15 protein-coding genes and 1 pseudogene are annotated in these 22,841 nt (G+C 72.3%); 7 read left to right on the top strand and 9 right to left on the bottom strand.

Annotation, left to right across the window (positions count from 1 at the left end):
• The first annotated feature begins 9 nt into the window (after positions 1–9).
• Positions 10–968: pseudogene (locus VA596_RS12690) on the top strand (glutathione-independent formaldehyde dehydrogenase).
• Between the two features lie 10 nt (positions 969–978).
• Here the strand turns inward: VA596_RS12690 and VA596_RS12685 are convergent.
• Positions 979–2,196 carry a PP2C family protein-serine/threonine phosphatase gene (locus VA596_RS12685; protein WP_410171878.1) on the bottom strand — a complete coding sequence of 406 codons (1,218 nt, stop codon included), beginning with the start codon at positions 2,194–2,196 and terminating at the stop codon, positions 979–981.
• 105 nt (positions 2,197–2,301) lie between these two features.
• The gene (locus VA596_RS12680) at positions 2,302–2,694 is read right to left on the bottom strand and encodes an ATP-binding protein (RefSeq protein WP_323326501.1); all 393 of its coding nucleotides are present in this window, start codon (positions 2,692–2,694) and stop codon (positions 2,302–2,304) included.
• Between the two features lie 170 nt (positions 2,695–2,864).
• Here VA596_RS12680 and VA596_RS12675 point away from each other — a divergent pair, with 170 nt between their 5' ends.
• Together VA596_RS12675 and VA596_RS12670 are read left to right on the top strand one after the other, a co-directional pair.
• A complete protein-coding gene (locus tag VA596_RS12675) occupies positions 2,865–4,448 on the top strand; it encodes an FMN-binding glutamate synthase family protein (protein WP_323326499.1) in 1,584 nt (527 codons plus the stop codon).
• A 15-nt stretch (positions 4,449–4,463) separates the two neighbouring features.
• Positions 4,464–6,197 (top strand): thiamine pyrophosphate-dependent enzyme, encoded by a 1,734-nt coding sequence (locus VA596_RS12670; protein ID WP_323326497.1) that lies wholly within the window; start codon positions 4,464–4,466, stop codon positions 6,195–6,197.
• Between the two features lie 15 nt (positions 6,198–6,212).
• Here the strand turns inward: VA596_RS12670 and VA596_RS12665 are convergent, their stop codons facing one another.
• Complete coding sequence (locus tag VA596_RS12665; protein WP_323326495.1) at positions 6,213–11,204, bottom strand: RHS repeat-associated core domain-containing protein; 4,992 nt, start codon at positions 11,202–11,204, stop codon at positions 6,213–6,215.
• Positions 11,205–11,266: 62 nt separating this feature from the next.
• Positions 11,267–11,815, bottom strand: a complete 549-nt coding sequence (locus tag VA596_RS12660) for a TetR/AcrR family transcriptional regulator (RefSeq protein WP_323326493.1) — start codon at positions 11,813–11,815, stop codon at positions 11,267–11,269.
• 143 nt (positions 11,816–11,958) lie between these two features.
• Between VA596_RS12660 and VA596_RS12655 the strand changes: the two genes are divergently transcribed.
• Together VA596_RS12655 and VA596_RS12650 are read left to right on the top strand one after the other, a co-directional pair.
• Positions 11,959–13,026, top strand: a complete 1,068-nt coding sequence (locus tag VA596_RS12655) for an aldo/keto reductase (RefSeq protein ID WP_323326491.1) — start codon at positions 11,959–11,961, stop codon at positions 13,024–13,026.
• Positions 13,027–13,052: 26 nt separating this feature from the next.
• A complete protein-coding gene (locus VA596_RS12650; protein ID WP_323326489.1) occupies positions 13,053–14,066 on the top strand; it encodes an SDR family oxidoreductase in 1,014 nt (337 codons plus the stop codon).
• 4 nt (positions 14,067–14,070) lie between these two features.
• Here VA596_RS12650 and VA596_RS12645 read toward each other — a convergent pair whose 3' ends face one another.
• Positions 14,071–14,502, bottom strand: a complete 432-nt coding sequence (locus VA596_RS12645) for a nitroreductase/quinone reductase family protein (protein ID WP_323326487.1) — start codon at positions 14,500–14,502, stop codon at positions 14,071–14,073.
• Positions 14,503–14,704: 202 nt separating this feature from the next.
• Between VA596_RS12645 and VA596_RS12640 the strand changes: the two genes are divergently transcribed.
• Positions 14,705–15,664 (top strand): helix-turn-helix domain-containing protein, encoded by a 960-nt coding sequence (locus VA596_RS12640; protein ID WP_323326485.1) that lies wholly within the window; start codon positions 14,705–14,707, stop codon positions 15,662–15,664.
• A gap of 148 nt (positions 15,665–15,812) precedes the next feature.
• On the opposite strand, the gene VA596_RS12635 is transcribed toward VA596_RS12640, so the two are convergent.
• A complete protein-coding gene (locus VA596_RS12635) occupies positions 15,813–16,553 on the bottom strand; it encodes a D-Ala-D-Ala carboxypeptidase family metallohydrolase (protein ID WP_323326483.1) in 741 nt (246 codons plus the stop codon).
• A 35-nt stretch (positions 16,554–16,588) separates the two neighbouring features.
• A complete protein-coding gene (locus VA596_RS12630) occupies positions 16,589–17,920 on the bottom strand; it encodes a GH25 family lysozyme (protein ID WP_323326481.1) in 1,332 nt (443 codons plus the stop codon).
• Between the two features lie 260 nt (positions 17,921–18,180).
• Between VA596_RS12630 and VA596_RS12625 the strand changes: the two genes are divergently transcribed.
• Positions 18,181–19,758, top strand: a complete 1,578-nt coding sequence (locus tag VA596_RS12625) for a long-chain-fatty-acid--CoA ligase (RefSeq protein ID WP_323326479.1) — start codon at positions 18,181–18,183, stop codon at positions 19,756–19,758.
• Between the two features lie 13 nt (positions 19,759–19,771).
• Here VA596_RS12625 and VA596_RS12620 read toward each other — a convergent pair whose 3' ends face one another.
• Both VA596_RS12620 and VA596_RS12615 read right to left on the bottom strand, forming a co-directional pair.
• Complete coding sequence (locus VA596_RS12620) at positions 19,772–20,461, bottom strand: M15 family metallopeptidase (RefSeq protein ID WP_323326477.1); 690 nt, start codon at positions 20,459–20,461, stop codon at positions 19,772–19,774.
• A gap of 130 nt (positions 20,462–20,591) precedes the next feature.
• On the bottom strand, positions 20,592–22,841 hold the full coding sequence (locus VA596_RS12615) for a protein kinase domain-containing protein (protein ID WP_323326475.1): 2,250 nt from the start codon (positions 22,839–22,841) through the stop codon (positions 20,592–20,594).

The raw sequence follows: 22,841 nt of genomic DNA, 5'->3' as shown, positions 1-22,841 counted from the left end.
AAGCACTCGATGAAGGCACTCGTTTACCAAGGACCGTACGACGTCACCGTCAAGGACGTCGCGGACGCGCGGCTCGAAGCACCGACGTCGAAGAGGGCAAGGTCCTCGGCCACGAGAACATGGGCGTCGTCGAGTCGGTCGGGGACGCCGTCGAGCGGATCAAGGTCGGCGACCGCGTCTCGCTGCCGTTCAACATCGCGTGCGGCACCTGCGCCAACTGCTTCAAGGGCCTGACCGGGTTCTGCCTGCGCGCCAACCCCGGCAGCGCCGGCGCCGCCTACGGTTACGCCAGCATGGGCCCCTACAACGGCGGCCAGGCCGAGTACCTGCGCGTCCCGTGGGCCGACTTCAACGCGCTCGTGCTGCCCGAAGGCACCGAACACGAACTCGACTACACGATGCTCTCGGACATCTTCCCGACCGGCTGGCACGGCGTCGAACTCGCCAAGATGCAGCCCGGCGAGACCATCGTCGTCTACGGCGCCGGGCCCGTCGGCCTGATGGCCGCGCACGCCGCGAAGATCAAGGGCGCGTCCCGCGTCTTCGTCGTCGACCAGCAGCCCGACCGGCTCAAGCTCGCCGAGCAGATCGGCGCGATCCCCATCGACCGCTCCGCCGGCGACGCCGTCGAGCAGCTCAACGAGCTGGTCGCCGCGGTGAAACCGACCGGGGGCATCGGCGTCGTCGGCGTCTACGTGCCGCAGGACCCCAACGCCGAGGGCGAACTGGCCAAGCAGGGCAAGCTCGCGTTCGACTACGGCACGTTCTTCTTCAAGGGCCAGTCGATGGGCACCGGCCAGTGCAACACCAAGCAGTACAACGCCCAGCTGCGCGACCTGATCACCGAAGGCGTCGCCACCCCGGGGTTCCTGGTGTCGCACGAGCTGAACCTCGACCAGGCCGCCGAGGGCTACGACCACTTCGACAAGCGCGAAGACGGCTGGACGAAGGTCGTCCTGCACCCCTGACCCACTCCGGTCAGGAGGCGGGCTCCCCGGTGAGCAGGACCAGCGCGACGTCGTCGTCCAGCGGGCCGTCGTTCAGCTGCTGGACACGGCCGATCAGGGCGTCGAGGGCGGCGCCGGGGTCACCCGGTCCGGTGAGGAGCTCGCCGGCCAGCGCGGCCATCCGCGTGCGGCCGAGGCGATCGTTCCCGCCGGACCGGCCTTCGAAGATGCCGTCGGTGTAGAGCAGCAGGGACCAGCCCGGCTCCAGCGTGACCTCGGTCTGCCGCCGGGGGCGCTTCAGCGGGAGGCCCAGCGGCGGCCCGAGGGCGTCCGACGGCAGGAACCCGGCCGCGCCGGCCCGCGTGAGCAGCAACGGCGGCGGGTGCCCGGCCAGCACCATCCGCGCGGACGTCCGGTCCGGGGCGACGGTGACCATGCACGCGGTGGCGAACAGCGGCTCGATCTGCTCGTTCACCAGGACGCGGTCGACCGTGGCCAGCACGTCGGCGGCCGGCAGCCCGGCCAGCACCAGCGCCCGCCACGCGATCCGCAGCGCCACGCCCAGCGCGGCCTCGTCCGGGCCGTGCCCGCAGACGTCCCCGATGATCACCTCGACGGTGCCGTCGGCCAGCTCGACGGTGTCGTAGAAGTCGCCGCCCAGCAGCGCGCCGTCGCGGCCCGGGCGGTACCGGACCGCCAGGCCCAGGCGGTCGTCGGCGAGCAGCGGGGTGGGCAGCAGGCCGCGTTCGAGCCGCGCGTTCTCCCCCGCGAGCAGCTGCTGCTCCAGGAGCCGCTGTTCGGCGCCCTCGGCTCGCCGCCGTTCCCAGGCGTAGCGCATGGCGCGCATCAGCAGCGGGCCGTCGACCTGGTCCTTGCCGAGGTAGTCCTGGGCACCGGCGGCGACGGCGGCCATCCCGGCGGCGGTGTCGTTCTGCCCGGTCAGGACCACGATGGCGCTGGCCGGGCTGTGGTGGCGCAACGTCTTGAGGGCGGTCAGGCCGGACGCGTCGGGCAGCTGCAGGTCCAGCAGCACGCAGTCGACGCCGCCGGCCAGCGGCAGCGCGGCCGCCAGCGTCGCCACCCGCAGCAGCGTGATCCGCTCGGCCTCGACCGGGACGTCGGCGAGCATCTCCTCGACCAGCAGCGCGTCGCCGTCGTCGTCCTCGACCAGCAGCACCGAGAGCCGGCTGACCGCGGGCGGGGTCGGCGGCACGAGCAGCCGCGGGGAATCGGCCGGAGCAACGATCACCGCACCGAGCCCCCTCTCGCACGAGCAGCCGCCGGCGGCGGCGATGCGCTGGGGGAAACTCTAAACCGCGGCGATCGGGTGCCACCACGCCGGTGCACGGTGTCGTCAGCCGGCGGCGAGGTCGGCCCACACCGTCTTGTAGACGTCGTCGTGCGTGATGACGCCCCATCGGCGGCTGACCGCGTCCACCAGCAGCAGACCGCGGCCGCGGTCCTCGTCCGTCGACGAACCGCCCAGCCGGAGGGCGAGGTCCGGGCGCGCGTCGTCGATCTCCAGGCGGACCGCCGAGCGCGGGTCCCGGCACAGGATGCGCAGGGCCCGCACCCCCTGGGCGTGGTCCAGCGCGTTGGCGACCAGCTCGGTGGCCAGCAGCAGCGCGTCCTCCAGCCCGTCGGACGAGGCACCGGCCAGCACCCTCCGGATCCAGCGCCGCATGGCGGCCAGGTCGAGTGGCACGCCGGCGTCGAACCGGTATTCGTGTGTGGCGGGGAGGTCCATGCGGTCCTTTGACGGGCGATTCCGGTGCCGAAAGCAGCCTTTCCCCGGGGATACCCCGAACGACCGGAACTACGCCTCGACCGCCGCGCCCACCGGGACGAATGCCCCATCGGCGCCGGTAACCGCCGCTCGACCTGCGCCCGGGCGGGGACGCGGTTAGCTTCGGTTCCGTGCTCAGATTCGGCGCGGTAGCTGCGCTCTCCCTGCTCGCGCTCGGCGCCGCCGCCCTCGCCGTGTTAGCCGGCCCGTGGTGGTGGCTGCTCGCGGTGCCGCTGCTCGCCGTCGCCGCCCTCGGGTGCGGGGATCTGCTCCAGCGGAAGCACTCGGTGCTGCGGAACTACCCCGTGCTCGGGCACCTGCGGTTCCTCCTGGAGGGGCTGCGGCCCGAGCTGCAGCAGTACTTCGTCGAGCGCAACTTCGACGGCCGCCCGTACGACCGGGACGTCCGCAGCATCGTCTACCAGCGGGCCAAGGGCACCGACGCCGAGGAGCCGTTCGGCACCGAGCGTGACGTCTACGCCGACGGGTACGAGTCCCTCGTCCACTCGATGGCCCCGGTGGCGCAGCCCGACGACCCGCCGCGGATCCGGATCGGCGGGCCCGACTGCACCCAGCCCTACGACATGGCCCTGCTGAACGTGTCGGCGATGAGCTTCGGCTCGCTGTCCGCGAACGCGATCCTGGCCCTCAACAAGGGGGCCGCCCTCGGCGGCTTCGCCCACGACACCGGCGAAGGCGGCCTCTCGGAGTACCACCTGCGCCACGGCGGCGACCTCGTCTGGGAGATCGGCACCGGCTACTTCGGCTGCCGCACCGGCGACGGGGACTTCGACAAAGGGGAGTTCGCCGACAAGGCCGCGCACGACGCGGTGAAGTGCGTGTCCCTGAAGCTCTCCCAAGGGGCCAAGCCCGGCATCGGCGGGGTGCTGCCCGGCGGGAAGGTGAACGCCGAGATCGCGCGCGTGCGCGACGTCCCGGAGGGCAAGACGGTCATTTCCCCGCCGTACCACCGGGTGTTCTCCACGCCCCGCGAGCTGATCCGCTTCATCGCTTCGATGCGCGAACTCGCGGGCGGCAAGCCGACCGGCTTCAAGCTCTGCGTCGGCTCGCGAAGCCAGTTCCTCGCCGTCTGCAAGGCGATGGTCGACGAAGGCGTCACGCCCGACTTCATCATCGTCGACGGCGCCGAAGGCGGGACCGGCGCCGCGCCACTGGAGTTCGCCGACCACATCGGGACGCCGCTGACCGAAGGTCTCATCACCGCCCACAACGCACTGGTCGGCACCGGGCTGCGCGACCGCATCAAGCTCGGCGCGAGCGGCAAGGTCGCCACCGGCGCCGACATCGTCAAGCGCCTGCTGCAGGGCGCGGACTACACGAACGCGGCGCGGGCGATGATGTTCGCCGTCGGGTGCATCCAGGCCCAGCGCTGCCACACCAACCACTGCCCGGTCGGCGTCACCACCCAGGACGCCCGCCGCGCCCGCGCCCTCGACGTCGGCGACAAGTCCCTTCGGGTGGAACGGTTCCAGCGCTCCACGGTGACCGGCGCGCAGCAGATCATGGCGTCGATGGGCGTCCGGTCCCCCGCCGAGCTGCGCCCGCACATGCTCCGCCGCCGCGTCGACCCCCACCGGGTGCGCTCCTACGCCGAGCTCTACGACTGGCTCGCCCCCGGGCAGCTGCTGACCGAACCGCCGCGAGAGTGGGCCCAGGACTGGGCCGCGGCCGATCCCGACCACTTCACCGTCTGACCACCAGGAGAACCCGTGTCCCGCACCGTCGCCCAGGTCATCGTCGACAGCCTCGCCCAGCTGGACGTCACGCACGTGTTCGGCGTCGTCGGCGACGCCCTCAACCCGCTGACCGACGCGATCCGCCGCGCCGAAGGCATCGAGTGGATCGGCTGCCGGCACGAAGAGGTCGCCGCGTTCGCCGCCGGCGCGCAGGCCCAGCTCACCGACACCATCGGCGTCTGCATGGGGACCGTCGGCCCCGGGTCGGTGCACCTGCTCAACGGCCTCTACGACGCCGCGAAGAGCCACGCCCCGGTGCTCGCCATCGCCGGGCAGGTCCCGCAGGCCGACCTGGGCACCGAGATGTTCCAGGAGGTCGACAACGACCTGCTGTTCAAGGACGTCGCGGTCTTCCGCGCCACCGTGACCTCGCCCGAGCAGATCCCCGGCCTGCTGGAGATCGCGGTCCGCACGGCGATCAGCCGCGGCGGACCGGCCGTGCTGACCGTGCCGGGTGACGTCGGCGACAAGAAGGTCGAGAACGACCGGGAACCGCGGTTCTCCCTCGCCGAGCGCAGCACCCGCCCCGACGATCCCGCCCTCGACGCCGCCGCCCAGCTGCTCAACGCCGCGGAGAAGGTCACCCTGCTCGTCGGCCGCGGCGCCCGGCAGGCCCGCGAGGACGTGCTGGCTCTGGCCGACCGGCTGGGCGCGCCGATGGTGCTCACCCTCAAGGCCAAGGAGGGCTTCGAGGACGACAACCCGTTCGAGGTCGGCCAGACCGGCCTGATCGGCAACCCCGCCGCCGCCCAGGCGATGGACCACGCCGACCTGCTGCTCCTGCTGGGCACCGACTTCCCCTACCGGGCCTGGTACCCGACGGGCAAGAAGGTCATCCAGGTGGACGCCGTGGCCGAGCACATCGGCCGCCGCGTCCCCGTCGACATCGGCCTGGTCGGCGACGTCGCCCCCACCGTGGCGGCGCTGCTGCCGCGGCTGTCCCCGCAGGCGTCCCGGACCCACCTCGACGACGCCCGCGCGCACTTCGAGCGCTGGCACGCCGGGCAGCGGCGGCTGGCCTCGCCCGAGCACGACAAGGGCCTGGTCGGCAAGGTCCGGTCCGTCTTCGACAACGCCGAGCACCAGATCCGTCCCGAAGCCCTGGCCGCGCTGATCGACGAGCACGCCGCCGGCGACGCCGTGTTCACCTCCGACACCGGCATGGCGACGGTGTGGCTCTCGCGCTTCGTCCGGATGACCGGCTCACGGCGGCTGCTCGGCTCGTACAACCTCGGCTCGATGGCCAACGCGATGCCCCAGGCGATCGGCGCCCAGCTGCAGGACCGCGACCGCCAGGTGATCGCGTTCTGCGGCGACGGCGGCCTGAGCATGCTGCTGGGCGACCTCATGACCATCCGCACCCACCGGCTGCCGGTCAAGCTGGTGGTCTTCGACAACCGGCGCCTGGGCATGGTGAAGCTCGAGCAGGAGCAGGCCGGGCTGCCCGAGTTCGGCACCGAGCTGGACAACCCGGACTTCGCGGCGGTCGGCACCGCACTGGGCCTGACGGGTATCCGGGTCACCGACCCGGACGACCTCGCCGAGGCCGTGCAGCGCGCGCTGAGCACCGAGGGCCCGGTGCTGCTCGACGTCCTGACCAACCCCGAGGAGATGTCCGTCCCGCCGAAGCCCACCGTCGATCAGGGCTGGGGTTTCGCGATCGCCAAGGTCAAGGAGCACCTGCGCAGCACCGGCGACAAGAGCTGACCGCGCAACCCGCCGTCACTCGCCGAGGTTGGGCATCGGCCGGTTCGAACCCCAGCGGATCGGCGGGTCGAACGCCCCGCTGACCGTGTCCAGCTTCGTCCCCTTCGGCGGGAACTCCGTCAGGAAGTTGTCCGGCTTGTTGTGCTGGATGAACTTCTGCACGTTCGGAGTCAGGCCCTGGTACTCGGCGTCGAGCGTGACGTGGTCACGGATGCCCCGTTCCGAGGGGTTGCGGGCGTCCGGCCACTTGACGTTGTCGCTGGCCGTGACCGAATAGTCCACCTTGAGGCCCTGCGCCTCCTTGCGGAAGTCCGCGGGCTTCCCGCTGATGCCCCAGTCGTTCATCTTCCGCTGCAGCTCCGTGTCGCCCATCCGGTTGACCGTGTCCTTGAACTGCCCGATCTGGATGTCGGACTGCTTGAGCTTGCTCTCGAAGTTGCCCGACATCTGGGAGTTCGCCTTGCGGGACAGCGTGGTCATGTTGTCGGCGGTCCCGGAGCCGCCGAGCTCGTTGTTCTTCAGGTGCCCCTTGATGAAGTAGCCCTCGTCGGTGTCGGGCTTGTAGCCGTTCTTGCCGTCGCCCTTGAGCTTGTCGAGCTCGGCCTGCAGGCGCGGGTCGAAGTTCGCGTGCTTGGTCCCGTTCAGCTCGTTGACGTCGGTGAGGTGGTTGCCCGCCGGCGTGGTGCCGCCGGGGCGGCTCCCCCGCCCGGACCCGTCGAGCGAGCCGCCGCCCGACTCCCCGCCGCCTTCCATCACCGTGCGGCCGGAGTTCCCGTGCGACACGTTGTCGTTGCCGGTGAGCGGCGGGTCGTACCGGCCGGTCCGGGGCTTCTTGGTGGCGGAGCCGGACCCGGAGGCCCCGTTCCCGGCGCCCTGGTTGGGGTTCGGGCGCTTCTTCGCGGCCTTCTTGCACGGGGCAGCCGACTCGAAGGTCGCGTCGTCGTCGAGGAACGCGGTCGGGTCGTCGGCGTAGTTGACGACCTTTCCGCTGTTGCGGGTCAGGCCGAGCGGGTCGGCCGCGAGGAACGGGTCCTCGACGTAGGTTTCCGGGTTCAGCGCCGGGGTCAGGCCGAGCGGGTCCGGCGAGATGTAGCGCGCGTTGGCCGGGTCGTAGTAGCGGAAGACGTTGAAGTGCAGGCCGGTCTCCGCGTCGAAGTACTGGCCGGGGAACCGCAGTGGCGTCGGCGGGCGCTGCCCGGCCGCGGTCAGGCCCCACAGGCTCGTCAGCAGCGGGCTGACCGTGCCGTGGTCCGGGCTCACCAGCTCGGTCGGCGTGCCGATCTCGTCGGTGATCACCGCGGAGACCTCGACCCGCCCGTCGGGCAGGGTCCGCGCCTGCGCCACGACGCGGTCCTCGTCGGGGTGGTGGATCCAGGTCAGGGCCTCCACCAGCGCGCCACCGGCGGTGTGCCGGGCCTCGACGAGGTTCGTGCCGTCCCAGGCGAAGTCGACGCGCTCGGCGACGCCGCCCGCGGTGTCGAGCCGTTCCTTGGCGATACGCCGGTCCAGGGCGTCGTAGCGGTAGCGCCACCGGGTGCCGTCCGGCGTGCGCACCCAGACGAGGTGGTCGTGCGCGTCCCAGCCGAACGTCCAGGTCAGCGCCGTCCCATCCGGCGCGGGCAGGGTCCGCCGGACCAGCCGGCCCTGCGCGTCGTAGGCGTAACGGACCGCGCCCGCCGCGGCGAGCACCCCGCCGGCGTACTGGCGCGGCCCCGCCTCCGGGCCGGTCCCCGGTGAGGAGGAGATCAGGTTGCCGAGCACGTCGTAGGCGTAACGCTCGGCCACGCCGGGGTGCAGCGCGGCGGTGACGCGGCCGGCGTTGTCGAACTCGTACCGCACGCCGCCGGCCGGCGCCTCCCGGGCGGCGACGCTGCCGTCCGGACGCCGGTGGTAGCGCGTGGCCCCGGCCGGGGTGTGCTGCGCGGCGAGCCGCCCGGCGGGGTCGAACTCCTGCCGCAGCAACGGGTTCGGCCCGGCGGAGAGGCCGAGGGTGCGGCCGGCGGCGTCCTGGTGCAGGGTCAGCTCGGTGCCGGCGACCCGCAGCAGCTCGAGGCCGTCGGCCGTCTGTCCCCAGTGGACGTCCACACCGGACGGGGTGCGCCGGCTCTTCGCGCCGTGGGGGTAGTCGAAGGTGGTGGTGCCGGCCGCGGTGGTCTGGCGGGTGAGGCGGCCTTCGGTGTCGTGCTCCAGTTCGAGCACGCCGTCCGGGCCGGTGGCGCGCACGAGCCGGCCGACCGGGTCGTAGCGGTAGGTCTCGGTGCCGGCCGGGCTGGTCCGCTCGGTCAGGTTGCCCAGCACGTCGTACCGGGACTCGACGGTCTCCCCCGCCGGCCCGGTGAGCCGCACCCGCTGCCCCGCGGCGTCGTACTCGCACCGCGTGACGCGGCCGGCGTAGTCCGTCTGGGAGAGCAGCCGGTCTTCGGCGTCGTAGGCGTAGTGCCAGGTCTGCCCGGCGGCGTTCGTCACGGCCACCAGCCGCAGCTCGGTGTCGTAGCGCTGGGTGGTGCGCGCGCCGGCGGCGTCGACCGTGGCGGTGACCGTGCCCTGCGGGCCGTACTCGGTGCGGACCACCCGGCCCAGCTCGTCGGTGCGGGAGGTCTCCTCGCTCTCGCCGTCGAACGTCCACTGCCGGCGGGTTCCGTCCGTGGCAACGACTTCCCGCAGCGAGCCCTCGACCGTCCACGCGAACGTGGTCCGGCCGCCGGCACCCTCGATCACCCGCGGGCGCCCGAACAGGTCGGCCTCGACGCGGGGTTCGGGGGCGTCCGGCGCGGTGCCGGGGTCCGCCGCCTGCTCGAGGTGCTGGTCCGCGGTCACGCCGAGCGGGTCGGTGTAGGGGTCCGGCAGGTTCGGCGCGGTGTAGCGGCGGCGGAACACCCGGTCGCCGTCGGCCACCTCGATGACCAGCCCGGTGTCGTCGCGCTCGGCGATCAGCACCCGGGAGCCGTCGGCGCGCAGCACCGAGACGAGCCGTCCCTGCGCGTCGTGCTCGAACTCGGTGCGCCGGCCGAGCGGGTCGGTGCGGGCGAGCAGGACGTCACGCGGTCCCCACTCCCGGCGGGTCACGCCGCCGGTCCGGTCGGTCAGCGCGACCGTGTTCCCGTTCTCGTCGAACTCGTACACCGTCTGCCGGCCGGCCGAGTCGGCCACGCTGGTGCGCCGGTCGCCGTAGACGAGCGAGGCGTCGAGGAAACCCTGGTCGCCGACGCCCCGCACGCAGCGGCCCTGCTGGTCGTAGACGTAGCGGTACCAGGCGCCGATGTGGTTGGTCCAGCCGGTGATCCGGCCTTCGGGGTCGTGCGTGTACTGGGCGGGCCGGGACGACGAGTTCGTGCGCAGGCTGAGGTGGCCGTGCGCGTCGTAGTCGTAGCGGGCCACGAGAACGTCGCCGCCGTCGGACAGCGCGCGCACCGCGCGGATCCGGCCGCCGTCGACGTCGAAGGCGATCCGGGCGCCGCCGGAGTGCGTGAGCAGCGCGGGCGCGCCGTCGGCGTCGTGGTCCAGCTCGACGTAGCCGCCGGCTTCGGTGCGGATCTCCTTGAGCAGCAACAGGTCCGGGTCGCCGTCGGCCGGGACGAACCGGTGCAGCGTGCCGCGCGCCGGGTTCTCGACGACGTATTCGGTGCCCTGCGCGTGAAGCCGGCGCAGCGGGCCGTGCGGCGAGGTGGCCGACCTGCCCGGCGCGGGCACCGGGAAGCGCAGGATCATCGCGTCGGCGCTGTGGTACGTGACGGTCCCGTCCGCCACCGTCAGCCGTTCGTCCACCAGGGACGCCCACGAGGGGCCGAACCAGCGCCCGGCCCGGTAGGACGAGACGTGGTTGCGCACGATGAGCTGGCCGAGCGGCCCCGGCACGACGAGGTCGCTTTCGGTGACCAGGACGTCGCCGGTCTCGACGTCGATCGGGTCGCCGCTGCCTTCCTTGCAGACGGGTTCCTTGGTCTCGGAGGTGTTCCGGTCCGGCCCCTTCGAGCCGTCACCCTTCGCACCGGACGACGTCGTCGAGTCGCCGCCCTTGGGCGTGTCGGACGGCGGCGGGTCCCCGTCGGGGCTCTTCGGGGTATCGTCCGGGCCCTTCGACGCGGGCGGCGGGTCGGTCTTGGGCGGCGCGTCCGCCCCCGAGGAGTGGGTACCGTCGCCGTCGCCCTTCGCGCCCGACGGAGTGGTGGAATCCCCGCCCTTGCCCTTGGGCCCGTCGAGGCCCTTCGGGTTGCCGTTGATGTCGGCGTGCTTCGGCGGCGGCGCGGACTTGCCCGGCTTGATCTTGCGCAACGCCTTCGCCGCGTCCGAGAACAGGTCTCCGGCGCGCTTGAGCAGCGGGATCAGCGCCTTCAAAGCGGTGACGAGGCGCTTGACCAGGTCCGCGATCTTCGACGCCGTCTTCGCCACGGCGTTGATCACCTGCGGGACGACCCAGGTGAGCCCGATGCCGAGCGTGAACACCACCTGCAGCGCCCAGCTGATCAGGTGCCCGATCAGCTCCGCGATGATGTCCCGCACCAACGCTCGCACCGCGGCAACGACTTCACCGGCGGTCTTCACCCCACTGGAGGCGCCTTCGCAGCCCTTCTGGGCCGTGGCCAGCAGGGTGACGGTGTCGTCGGCACGCTGGCGGTAGGTGTCGGCGGCATTGCCGGTCCAGGACACGGTGTCGGCCTTGACCATCCCGGTCAGGTCCTCGCCGATGCTGCCCAGTTCGGTCGCGATGTTCTTCCACGTCTCGGACTGGGCCGCGATCTCGTCGGCGTTGCCGGTCAGGCCGTTGAGCGCTTCCTTGAGCGGCCCGACGTGCTCCATCAGCCAGCCGACGCCGGCGGCGAGAATCGCCCCGAACGGGTCCATCGCCATCGACAGCGCGTCGAGGGCGGTGCCGACGGCACCCATCGCCACGGAGGCCCAGTCGCCGGATTCGATCGCGGACTTCAGGTCGGCGGCCGACTCCAGCAGCGACACACCCGAGTACGCCTTGGTCGAATCCTTGGTCTCCGCGACCAACGGATTGCTCATCCGTGCCCCACCTCAGCCCCTCGACGATCACGAAGTTTCCATGAAAACACACCCCCGTCAGCTCATTCGGAAGGGCTCCTGCACACGCTCAAGCCGTCGAGGATCAGGGCGAGCATCGACGGCGACCGGTCCTCCGGGCCGGACGCGGCCCGCCAGAGGGCGCCGGTGAGCTGGAGGAAGTCGCGGGCGTCGGCGTCGGCGCGGATGGTGCCGTCGCGCTTGCCCGCGTCGAGGATCAGCGTGATGGCGGCGATGACCGGGCCGTAGGTCCGCTCGGTGATCGCCTGGTGCGCGCCGGGGCTGAGCGCGTCACCCAGCCCGTGCTTCTTGCGCATCGCGTCGACCAGGTCGGTGGTCCACTTCCGCAGCGCCTCCAGCGGGGACAGCGTGGTCAGCGACTCCGCGACGGACTCGACGAGCCGGTCGACCTCGACCTCGTAGATGGCCAGGACGAGGGCTTCGCGGGTGGGGAAGTTGCGGTAGAGGGTGCCGGGCCCGACGCCGGCGAGCCGCGCGATCTGGTTCATCGAGGTGTCGTCGCCCTCGGCGAAGGCCTCCCGGGCGACCTGCAGGATGCGGGCCCGGTTCTCACGGGCGTCCGAGCGAACCAACGTGCCCTCCCTGCTGTCCGGTGTTGTGCCCACCTTATCCGGAGACTCCTCCACTACCGCGCTTGCTAACCGGAGCGCTCTCCACTACCGTAACTGGAGAGCGCTCCACTTACTGCCCATCAGCTCAGGAAGGTGTCCACGGCATGGAACTCGACGAGTACCGCACCCTCGGCCGCTCCGGCCTGCGGGTCAGCCCGCTGGCCCTGGGCACGATGACGTTCGGCGACCCGGGCTGGGGTTCCGGCCCCGAGGCGTCCAAGGACGTGATCGCGCGCTTCCTCGACGCCGGCGGCAACCTCATCGACACCGCCAACGGCTACTCCGAAGGCGCGTCCGAGCGGATCGTCGGCGAGTACCTGGCCGCGCGTCCCGGCCTGCGCGACCGCGTCGTGCTCTCCACCAAGTACGCGCGGAACCTGCACCCCGGCGACCCGAACGGCGGCGGCGCGAGCCGCAAGGCGATCCTCGAGCAGGTCGACGCTTCCCTGGCACGCCTCGGCGTCGACTACATCGACCTCTACTGGCAGCACTGCCTGGACCGGCACACCCCGCTCGAGGAGTCGCTCTCGACGCTCGGCGACCTGGTGCGCGCCGGGAAGATCCGCTACGTCGGGATGTCGAACACCCCCGCGTGGGCGGTGTCGCGGATGGCCACGATCGCCGAGCTCCGCGGCTGGGCGCCGATCGTGGCGCTGCAGGTCGAGTACTCGCTGGTGCGCCGCACGGTCGAAGGCGAGCTGTTCGGCCTGGCCCGGGAGCTCGGCCTCGGCGTCCTGCCGTACAGCCCGCTGGCCAGCGGCGTGCTGTCGGGCAAGTACACCCGCGAGAACCGCACCCCCGACGGCTCGGGCCGGGGCCCGCTGGCGCAGGCCCAGCTCGACGGCACCAACGCGTTCGAAGTGCTGGACGTCCTGCGCGACCTCGCACAGCGCCTCGACACCACGGTCGCCGCCGTCGCGCTCGCCTGGGTGCGGCAGCAGGCGCCCGTCACGTCCACGCTCATCGGCGCCCGCTCGGTGGCGCAGCTCGAGGCGAACCTCGCGTCGCTGCACGTCACCATCCCCGAGGACGGCCTGCGGAAGCTCGACGCCGTCTCGGCGCCCGACCTCGGCTACCCCTTCCCCTGGCTCGCGACGATCGCCGTTTCGCTGCAGCAGGGCGGAACGCGGATCAACGGCGTCGGCTCGGCCACCTACCGCCGCGCCGTCTGAGACTCTCCTTCGAAAGGCGGAAAATCATGGCAGAAGTCCTGGTCACCGGCGGCTCGGGCTACATCGGCAGCTGGTGCGTGCTTGCGCTGCTCGCCGACGGGCACTCGGTGCGCACCACCGTGCGGAACCTCAAGAAGGAGCCCGAACTGCGGGCCATGCTGCGCGCGGGCGGCGCGCCCGATGACGCGAAAGTCACCGTCCTGCAGGCGGATCTGCAGCAGGACGCCGGATGGCGCGAGGCGGTGGAGGGCTGCGACTACGTACTGCACGTCGCCTCACCGACGCTGACGAGCGTGCCGCGCGACGACGACGAGATGGTCGTCCCGGCCCGCGACGGCGTGCTGCGGGTGCTGCGGGCCGCGCGCGACGCCGGCGTGAAGCGGGTCGTGCTGACCTCGGCGTTCGGCGCGGTCGGCTACGGCCACCCCGAGGCCACGCGGGTGTTCACCGAGGCCGACTGGACCGACGTGGACGCGGGGATCCCGCCGTACCAGAAGTCCAAGACCCTGGCGGAGAGGGCGGCGTGGGAGTTCGCCGCCGACGGCGGGCCGGAGCTGGCGGCGGTGAACCCGGTGGGCGTGTTCGGGCCGGTGCTGGGCACGGACTACTCGCCGTCGCTCGGCCTGGTGCAGCGGATGCTCGACGGCGAGATGCCGGCGCTGCCCCCGTTCGCGAGCGGGTTCGTCGACGTGCGGGACGTCGCCGACCTGCACCTGCGGGCGATGACCGACCCGGCCGCGGCGGGCGAGCGGTTCATCGCCATCGCCGGGCACAGCCTCTGGGTCCGCGAGGTCGCGGCGATCCTGCGCGCACGCCTGGGCGAGCGCGCGGCGAAGGTGCCGACGCGCGAACTGCCGCTGTGGGCGGCGCGGGCGCTCGCACGAGTCAACCCGGCGATGCGCGTCCTGCGCCCGCAGCTGGGCAAGAACTTCGACGCCACGTCGGAAAAGGCTCAGCGCCTGCTGGGCTGGTCACCCCGGCCGATCGAGGACACCATCGTCGACACCGCCGAGAGCCTGCTGGCCCTGAAAAGCGCCTGAACGGTCAGTCCGGGGCGGGGACGCCTTCAAGGACGACCAGCGGGAACGTCCGGTCGGTGTGCTGCTCGTAGGCGGAGGTGCCGTCGGAGACCAGGCGGTAAAGGCGGTCACGTTCCTCGCCGGTCGTCACGACACCGCGGGCCTGGTACGAGCGGTCGCCTAGCTCGACCGTCACGGCCGGGTCGGCCCGCAGGTTGTGGAACCACGCGGGATGCCGGGGCGCGCCTGCCTTGGACGCGACCACGAAGACGCGCCCCTGCTCGTCCACGCCGAACCCGAGCGGCACGGTCGTCCGCCGTCCGGTGCGCGCCCCGGTGGTGGTCAGCAGCAGGATCGGGAACGGCGGCCGGCTGACCTTGCCCTGGTGGGCGCGGAATTCGCTGATGACGCCTTGGTTGTAGGTCCGGAACTCCTCGTCGGACGGCACGGCGGACATGAATCTCCTTCGGCTCTCGGGCACCTCTCGACGTGCAGACCATCCGCGCCCGCGCCAGGAATCGGTCCCGCCACTCGGACTGGTGCGGACCGCCGTGTGGACCAATCCGTGAGTTTCCGCCCGGCGTGCGGCGGGACGGTGTTAGCTTCCGTCCCGTCATCCGCTGCCGGAGCGAGGTGTTCCAGTCACAGTGACACCGCACATGGACAAGTTCGCCGCCTACCTGCGCATGCTGAAGGACCGCAGCGGGCAGGGTTACGAACGTCTCGGCAAGCAGGCCGGGGCCAGCGGCTCCAGCCTGCACCGCTACTGCTCGGGCAAGAGCGTGCCCGCCGACTACCGCGTGGTCCACTCGTTCGCCAAGGTCTGCGGCGCGTCCGCCGAGGAGCTGCGCGAACTGCACCAGCTGTGGGCCCTGGCCGACGCCGACCGCGTCGACGAGGTGCCCTCGGAGCACGTCGAGACGCCGCCGGCCGCCGAGGACGCCGGACGGCCGTCGCGCAGGCGCGGGTACCTCGCGGTCGCCATCGCGATCGCGATCCTGCTGGCGGGCGGCCTGGTCTGGGTCACCGCCGACGGGTCCGTCCCGCCACCCGGCCGGTACGCCGACCGCGTGCTGTTCTCCCCCGGCTGCCAGCCGCCGGTGAGCATGGGCCAGCACGACGAGTGCGTCACCGAGGTGCAGAACCTGCTGGTCTCGGCCCAGGGACGGCTTTCGGTCGACGGCTCGTTCGGCCCGGAGACCCTGCGCCGGGTCACCGCGTTCCAGGTGCTGGCCGGCCTGCCCCCGCGCGGCGTGGTCGACGAGGCCACCAAGAACGCGCTGTACGACCACCGGACCAGCATGGCGGGCTGGTCGGGCGCCATGGTGGAGCAGCGGATCCGGGCCGTGTTCACCGAAGCGCCGGACACCGCGGTCGCGATCGCCCGCTGCGCGTCGTTCCTCGACCCGCTGTGGGTGCTGCCGAACACGAACGGCAGCCGCAACTGGGGCGTCTTCCAGATCTCCGACGGCCGCCTGCTGGAGCTGGGCGGCACGCCGCTGCGGGCGTTCGACCCGGCCTGGAACATCGACGCGGCCCACCGCCTGTGGACCGCGCACCACGACTTCCACGACTGGCCGGCCTGCTCGGCGGCCCTCCAGAACCCGCTGTCGCACTGACCGAAAGGGCGAAGCCCGCGCCCTCCGCGAGGGGTGGCCCCGAGGGTGCAGGCCGGAGGGCGCGGGCTTCGCGGCACGGACCGGGCACCGCCGGCGCCGGGAACCCCCGAGGGGCGGGGTTTCCCGGCGCCGGACCCCCGGTCGCCGGTCAGACGGTGCCGTTCTCCCACCACCACGCCCGGCCGAGGTCGGCGCGGCTGTCCACGTGCTGGTGGTCGGTGTTGTAGGTCTCCAGGCCGGAGAACCCGCTGGTCTCGGCCTTCTGGTAGACGGTCTTGTTGGCCACGCCCGGCACGTCGAGGTCGGCGGCGGTGCCGTACATGTGCATGCTGTCGCTGGCCCCGCCGATCTCCGCGTTGTGCGCGATGCTGCGGAACCCGGAGTTCACCGTGATCGGCTTGTTCCCGAGCTTCTTGCGCACCGCCTCCAGCTTGTACATGCAGCGGCGGGCGTTCTCCTTGGCGGTGGCCGCGCTGACCTTGCCGCCGTTGAAGGTGCCGCTCACCCGGTCGGTGAACTCGCTGAAGTTGAAGTGCGCGGTGGACCCGTCGCTCTGCTCCAGCGCGTTGAGCGCGGCCTGGGTGGCCGGGCCGACCTGCGCGTCCACGCCCAGGCCGTAGGCCGACTGGAACCGGCGGACCGCCGCCGCCGTGCCGGGACCGAACTCGCCGTCGATCGAGACCCGGCTGTGGCTGGGCGAGTCGGCCGCCCAGCCCGCGACCCGGATCTGGAGCTCGGTGACGTCGGCGCCCGTGCTGCCCTCGGTCAGGGTGCGGGACCAGGGGTAGGCCTGGGCGACGCCCGGCAGCAGCAGCGGGCTGACCGCCACGGCGGTGCCGATCACCGCCGCGCTGCGCAGCAGCGTGCGGCGGCTCATGGGGAGACTCATTCTCGTCCTTTCCTAGCGGGGATTCCGTGCGGGGTTCAGCGGTTGGCGAGCTTGTCGAGGTCGGCCTGGGTGCCGTTGAAGACGTCCCCGGTGGCCGGCGCGGGGATGCCGTCGGGGATGGCCGCGTCGGTGTACTGCCACATCAGCCAGGTGCTCGACCCGGCGGGCAGGGCCGGCTGCGTGACGGACTGGCGGTAGTCGGCGAGCTGCATCGGGTAGGACGAGAGCGCCGTGGTGCCGCCCAGGCACGAGTCCAGGAACGACTTCTGGGTGTAGATGATCGGGGTCCGGCCGAACGCCGCGGCCACCTTGTCCAGCCACGCCTTGGCGTCGGCGACGGTGACGTAGGGCGGGCAGCCGCCGGAGCCGTCGTCCTTCCACTCCAGGTCGAACACGGGCGGCAGGTCACCGGCGCGCTTGCCGGTGTAGCCGGTGGCCCGCACGGCGGCGATGAACCGGTCGGCCTGCGCGCCGCCGGTGTTGGCCGCGGTGCCGGTGTAGAAGTGGTACGGCCCCACGGCCAGTCCGGCGGTGCGAGCGGCGGGCAGGTCCGTGGCCAGGTACTCGTCGGTGACGTTGAGGCCGCGGGTCGCCTTGACGGTCGCGAACTCGACCCCGGACGCCTTCACCGCGCCCCAGTTGATCGGCGCGCCGCCGGGGTGCTGGTACTTCGCCGTGTCCACGCCGTCGATCGGGTGCCCGGCGGGCTTCGGCGGCACGCAGTAGGCGTTGCGGCTGGACCAGTCCGTGACCTTCGACCAGGTGGTGGGCCCGGCGACGCCGTCGGCACTGGCGTTGACGCAGTGCTGGAACTGGATCACCCGGTTGCGGGTGCCGTCGCCGAAGTTGCCGTCCACGGTCAGCGGCGGGTAGTGGCCCGGCTCCATGGCGAGGTTCAGCCGGCACTGGAGCTCCTTGACCTCCGTGCCGCTGGAACCGCTCTGCAGGGTCGGGCGGGCGGTGGAATGGCCGCACACCACGCTCTGCGCGGTGTCGGACGTGCCCTGGGTGGCGCACTTCTTCGGCTTCGCGGACCAGGAGTTCAGCGCGGCCCACGTGTTCGGCCCGATCTCGCCGTCCACGCTCAGGGCGGCGCATCGCTGGAACACGCGCACGCGGGCGTCGGTCGCCGGGCCGAACGAGCCGTCCGCGCCGATGGGCGTGTACCGGCTCGCCTTGGTCGCCAGGTTCAGTTCACACTGGGCCTCGGTGACCTCGGTGCCGGACGCGCCCTGTTTCAGGGTGGGCTGGGAGCTGGTGTGCCCGCACACCGCGACGGGTGCGGCCGCGGCGGTGGTGGTGGCCGTGGCGGCGGTCGCGGCGGGGAACACCAGCAGCACCGCGACGGCCAGAGCGAGTCTTTGCATGGCGAGGAGGCTCGCAGTGGCCACCCCGCCGGTCGCCGGTCCGCGGCCGATTCGGGACGCCGGGACAGTCCCACCCCACCGGACCAGCGGGAACGCCACCCCCGTGGGACACCTCTGGGACGCCCACCGTGCGGACGCCGTGCAACGAGCGGTATAGGGCGTTATACGAAAACGACGGCCCGGCGTGGTGGCCCCGGGACGATCACCGTGGTAGAAATAGAACGTGTTTCAGTTCTGACCGAGGTGCTGGAGGTGCGCGGATGAGCGTCCCGACGGTGACGGAACTCCTGCTGGCCCGGGCCGGCGACGAGCGTCCGGGCCTGCGGTTCGAGGACGAGACGTACACCTGGGCCGAGCACGTCCGGGCGTCGGCGATCCGCGCGGGCGACCTCCGGGAGGCGTTGCGCTGGGACCGGCCGCCGCACGTCGGCATCCTGGCCGACAACGTGCCGGCGTTCTCCGTCCTGCTGGGCGCCTGCGCGTTCGCCGGGGCGGTGCTGGTCGGGCTCAACCCCACCCGCCGCGGGGAGGCCCTCGCGCGGGACGTCCGGCTCGCCGACTGCCAGTTCGTGCTCGCCGAGGAGAAGTACCGGCCGCTCCTGGACGGGCTGGACCTCGGCGGGATCGACGTCCGGGACCTGGACGCGTGGCCGTCGGCGGACACGCCGGCCGATCCCGTCCCCGCGTCCCCGGACGACCTGCTCATGCTGATCTTCACCTCCGGCACCAGCGGTGACCCGAAGGCCGTGCGCTGCACCCACGGCAAGATCGCGTTTCCCGGCGCGATGCTCGCCGAGCGCTTCGGGCTGTCCCCGGCGGACACGGTCTACGTCACGATGCCGCTGTTCCACTCCAACGCCGTCATGGCCGGCTGGGCCGTCGGGCTCGCGGCGGGGGCGGGCATCGCCCTGCGCCGCCGGTTCTCCGCGTCCGGCTTCCTGCCCGACGTGCGGAAGTTCGGCGCGACCTACGCCAACTACGTGGGCAAACCGCTGTCCTACGTGGTCGCCACTCCCCCGCGCCCGGACGACGCCGACAACCCGCTGCGGCTCGTCTACGGGAACGAAGGGGCGAGCGCCGACCTGGCCGCGTTCGAGAAACGCTTCGGCTGCACGGTCGTCGACGCGTTCGGCTCCACCGAAGGCGGTGTGGGTTTCGCCCGCACCGCCGGCACCCCGCCCGGCTCCCTCGGCAAGCCGACCGACGACGTCGCCATCCTGCACCCGCACACCGGACGGCCGTGCCCACCGGCCGAGTTCGACGCCCACGGCACCCTGACCAACGCCGCGGAAGCCGTCGGCGAGCTGGTCAACACCGCCGGCGCCGGCTGGTTCGCCGGGTACTACCGCGATCCGGGCGCCGACGCGGAACGGCTGCGCGACGGCCGGTTCCACACCGGAGACCTCGCCTACGCCGACACAGGAGGCTTCTGCTTCTTCGCCGGGCGGCTCGGCGACTGGCTCCGCGTCGACGGCGAGAACCTCGGCACGGCGCCGATCGAGCGCATCCTGCTGCGCCACCCCGCGATCACGGACACCGCCGTCTACGCGGTGCCCGACCCGGTGACCGGCGACCAGGTGATGGCCGCCATCGTCACCGATGGCACCCCCGTCGATCCCGGAGAGTTCGGCCGGTTCCTGGCCGGTCAGCGCGATCTCGGGCCCAAGCAGGTACCCAGGTACGTGCGCACGGTCCGGGAACTGCCGCGGACGTCGACGTTCAAGGTCGTCAAGCGGCAGCTTTCCGCGGAGGGCCTGAACTGCCCCGGCACGCTCTGGGAGCGCGCGGGGCAGGACGTCGTCTACACGGAACTGTCCACCGTGGACGATCCCGCCTGACGGGCGGCCGGGGTCAGGGCTTCTCGAAGTGCTGGTAGTCGATCGGGGTGTCCCAGGACCCGCCCCAGGTCCAGCCGCGCGTGGTGAACGCCCGCTCGGTGGCGTCACCCGCGTGGATCATGCCCGGGGAAGTCTGCGTGCGGTCGACGTACGGCGCGCCGTTGGGCGGATAAACCGCGCCACTGCCGGAGATGTAGGGGTTCTGCACCGTGTTGATGTCGATGGCGCGGCCGTAGGAGTGGTTCGACCAGGCGGTACCCCCGGTGATCGCCCGGCAGTTGAACGCCGAAGTGTTGTTGGCCGCCATGGACGCGTCGTCGTCGGAGTTGTACTTCTCCACGGTTTCCATCCGCTCGATGGGGAACCGTCCGAAGTAGAGGTCGGCGAAGGTGCGGGCGACCTCGACGGCGCGATCGGCGTTGACGACCAGCTCGCCCCGGTGGACCTTCCCGTCGAAGCCGAAGAAGTTGAGGCTCACCAGCCGCAACTGGTCGGGCCCGACCGGGCAGCCCTCGTGCCAGCTGGACGCGAGCCGTTCCGCGCTGACCGGCCGGATGACGGCGAGGTAAGGCGGAAGCCCGTTGGCCGCGGGCGCGGTGACCTCCACGGGCGGGGCCGTGGTGGCCGACGCCGGCATGGACCCGGCGAAGACCACGGACAGGGTGAACGCGATGACGGCGATTGCTTTCGTTCTCAGTTTCATGACGGCTACACGCCTTGCCCCGCCATGCGGCTTAGCCGAAGTTGGCTTCACCACACGAGGCAACCTCAAGCACACCAACGAAAACGCGCCGAACCCGAGTGTCCGGTTCCGGCCAGGCGGCCGGTAGCGGTCAGTGCGGCCGGGAGAGATCGCCGGGCTTGAAGGCCTTCACCGTGTCCGTGACGGGCTTGTCGAGTTCCGCCTTGTGGGCGGCCGGGTAGACCCAGCGCAGGCCGGCCGTCGAACCGGCTCCGGTGGACTCGTGCTCGTAGAAGATCCGGCCGTCGCCCTGGTAGCCGGACACCGTGTAGCCGTCGCCGTCGGCGGAGCGGAAGGTGACCCGGCCGCCGTTTCCTTCGATGGAAGCGGCCAGCTCGGCCAGCTCGTCCGCCGGACGGCGGCCGCCCGAGTTGGTTCCCCACACCGTCATCGTCGCGCCGAGACCGGCGTTCGTGAACGTCATCCCCTCGCCGTCCTCCGGGGTCCACGGCGACGCGGTGTAGCCCGCCGGCACCAGCGTGGTGAACCCGAAGCGCGCGTTCGTGTACGTGGTTGCGGCACCCGGCTTCGCCGAGGACGGCGGTGGTGCCGGAGAAACCTTCCTTCCCAGCATGGTCAGGAACTTCGGCTGCAGCAGGTCGTCGAGCTCGCCGTAAGGCAGGGCCACGGGCTCCTTCCCGGCTGCGGAGGCGCAGCCGAGTTCGTACCACAGGATCTCGAACTCGGCGCCGGTCCCGGTGAATCCGAACGTCGCGGCCGGCACGTGGTCACCGCCACCGGGCCGCTCTGCGGCGTCCATGCTCACCTGCCGCTCCCCTTCGCCGGCGACCGTGGGCACGGTGCAGAAACCGTTCTTCGTGTGCGGCGCCAGCCGCTGGGTCAGCGTCCGCAGGCCGTCCGCCGTCAGGGTCTCGGGCCGGAAGACGTCCTGGGGGCCCAGCACCCGCCCGGTGGCGAGGTCGACGGACAGCGCTTCGGGGAACCGCCAGGTGGTGTGCCCCAGCACGTCCGAGTCGAGATCGTGGTCGTACCGCACGGAAAGCAGGCCCGGGGTCCGCAGCAGGACCCGCGCGGTGGTGCGCAGCGCGGGCGTTTCGCCGTTCGCCCGGATCTGCTCGAGCGTGCTCGGCACGGCGACCCCGTCCCGCACCGACTTCAGCCGCTGGTCGACCGGCGCCCGCAGCGCGTCGTTGATCCGTTGCCGGACGGCGGCGTCCGGGCCGCCGGACACCTGCGGGTACTGGAGCTCGTAGCCGATGGGCAGCACCGGGTCCCGCCCGGACAGGGTCTGCACGGCCACCGACAGCGCCGCGGGCGGAGCGGGCGGGTCGTCCTTGCCCGGAAGGATCAGGAACCCGCCGACGGCCAGCGCGCCGAGGATCGCGATCACCATGGCGATCTTGCCCGCCAGTGCCGCGGTCACCCCCGCGCTGGTGCCGGCGGTCGTCACGCCCGCCCCGGCGCCGGCCGCCGCGAGCGGCGCGGCGGCCGTGCCGGCGGTCGTCAGGAGCGCCAGCGGTGTCAGGGCCGTCAGCGCCGCGGCCGAGGTGGCCAGCCGCTTCCAGCCGCGCTTCTCCCAGTTCTTCCCGTAGGCCTCGCGGGCGACGGCTTCCAGCTCGGTCACGAAGGCGTCCGCCGTCGCCGGCCGCCACGCCGGGTCCTTCGCCATGCCCCGCGCGATCAGCGGGCGCAGCGCCTCGGGCACCGCTTCCAGCGGCACCGGCGCCTGCCCGTGCAGGGCGCGCAGCTGCTCGCTCGTGTCCGCCTCGAACGGCCGGTGCCCGGTGACGCACTGGTAGAACACGCACGTGGCCGCGTACACGTCGGTGGCGGGCCGGCCCGGGCGGCCGGCCCACTGCTCCGGGGCCATGTAGGCCGGGGAACCGGCGGTCAGTCCGTGGTGTCCGTCCAAAGTGGCCAGTCCGAAGTCGACCAGCTTCGACTCGCCCTCCCGCGACACCAGGACGTTGCCCGGCTTGTAGTCGCGGTGGACCACGCCGACGGCGTGCGCGTCGGCGAGGCCGAGCAGCGAGCCCTTCAGGATCGCCAGCGCGGCTTCGGGCGGCAGGACGTTCTCCGCCACCAGCAGAGCGCGCAGCGACACGCCGGGCACCGCCTCCATGACCAGCGCGGCACCCTGCGGCGTCTCGACGAAGTCGAAGAGCCGGACCACGTGCCGGCTCCGCACGCCGGCCAGCAGCCACGCCTCCCGCCGGAACCCGTGCGCGATCCGCGCGTCGGCCAGGAACTCCGCGCGCAGGTACTTGATCGCCGCCATCTTCCCGGAGGCCTCGTGCTTGGCCAGCACGACCCGCCCGAAACCGCCGGTGCCGAGCACGTCCACTTCGGCGTACCCGGGCACGCTCCAGGTGTCGTTCAT

The sequence above is a fragment of the Amycolatopsis heterodermiae genome (assembly GCF_034929455.1).
Lineage (GTDB): Bacteria > Actinomycetota > Actinomycetes > Mycobacteriales > Pseudonocardiaceae > Amycolatopsis > Amycolatopsis heterodermiae.
The sequence above is the reverse complement of the archived record's forward strand: the minus strand, read 5'-3'. Positions and strand labels throughout refer to the sequence as shown.

Bases quoted from the DNA above. Each gene is read 5' to 3' on its own strand.
- VA596_RS12680 (WP_323326501.1), bottom strand. From the start codon at position 2,694: ATGGACCTCCCCGCCACACACGAATACCGGTTCGACGCCGGCGTGCCA.
- VA596_RS12665 (WP_323326495.1), bottom strand. From the start codon at position 11,204: ATGAGCAATCCGTTGGTCGCGGAGACCAAGGATTCGACCAAGGCGTAC.
- VA596_RS12655 (WP_323326491.1), top strand. From the start codon at position 11,959: ATGGAACTCGACGAGTACCGCACCCTCGGCCGCTCCGGCCTGCGGGTC.
- VA596_RS12650 (WP_323326489.1), top strand. From the start codon at position 13,053: ATGGCAGAAGTCCTGGTCACCGGCGGCTCGGGCTACATCGGCAGCTGG.
- VA596_RS12645 (WP_323326487.1), bottom strand. From the start codon at position 14,502: ATGTCCGCCGTGCCGTCCGACGAGGAGTTCCGGACCTACAACCAAGGC.
- VA596_RS12640 (WP_323326485.1), top strand. From the start codon at position 14,705: ATGGACAAGTTCGCCGCCTACCTGCGCATGCTGAAGGACCGCAGCGGG.
- VA596_RS12635 (WP_323326483.1), bottom strand. From the start codon at position 16,553: ATGAGTCTCCCCATGAGCCGCCGCACGCTGCTGCGCAGCGCGGCGGTG.
- VA596_RS12630 (WP_323326481.1), bottom strand. From the start codon at position 17,920: ATGCAAAGACTCGCTCTGGCCGTCGCGGTGCTGCTGGTGTTCCCCGCC.
- VA596_RS12625 (WP_323326479.1), top strand. From the start codon at position 18,181: ATGAGCGTCCCGACGGTGACGGAACTCCTGCTGGCCCGGGCCGGCGAC.
- VA596_RS12620 (WP_323326477.1), bottom strand. From the start codon at position 20,461: ATGAAACTGAGAACGAAAGCAATCGCCGTCATCGCGTTCACCCTGTCC.
- VA596_RS12615 (WP_323326475.1), bottom strand. From the start codon at position 22,841: ATGAACGACACCTGGAGCGTGCCCGGGTACGCCGAAGTGGACGTGCTC.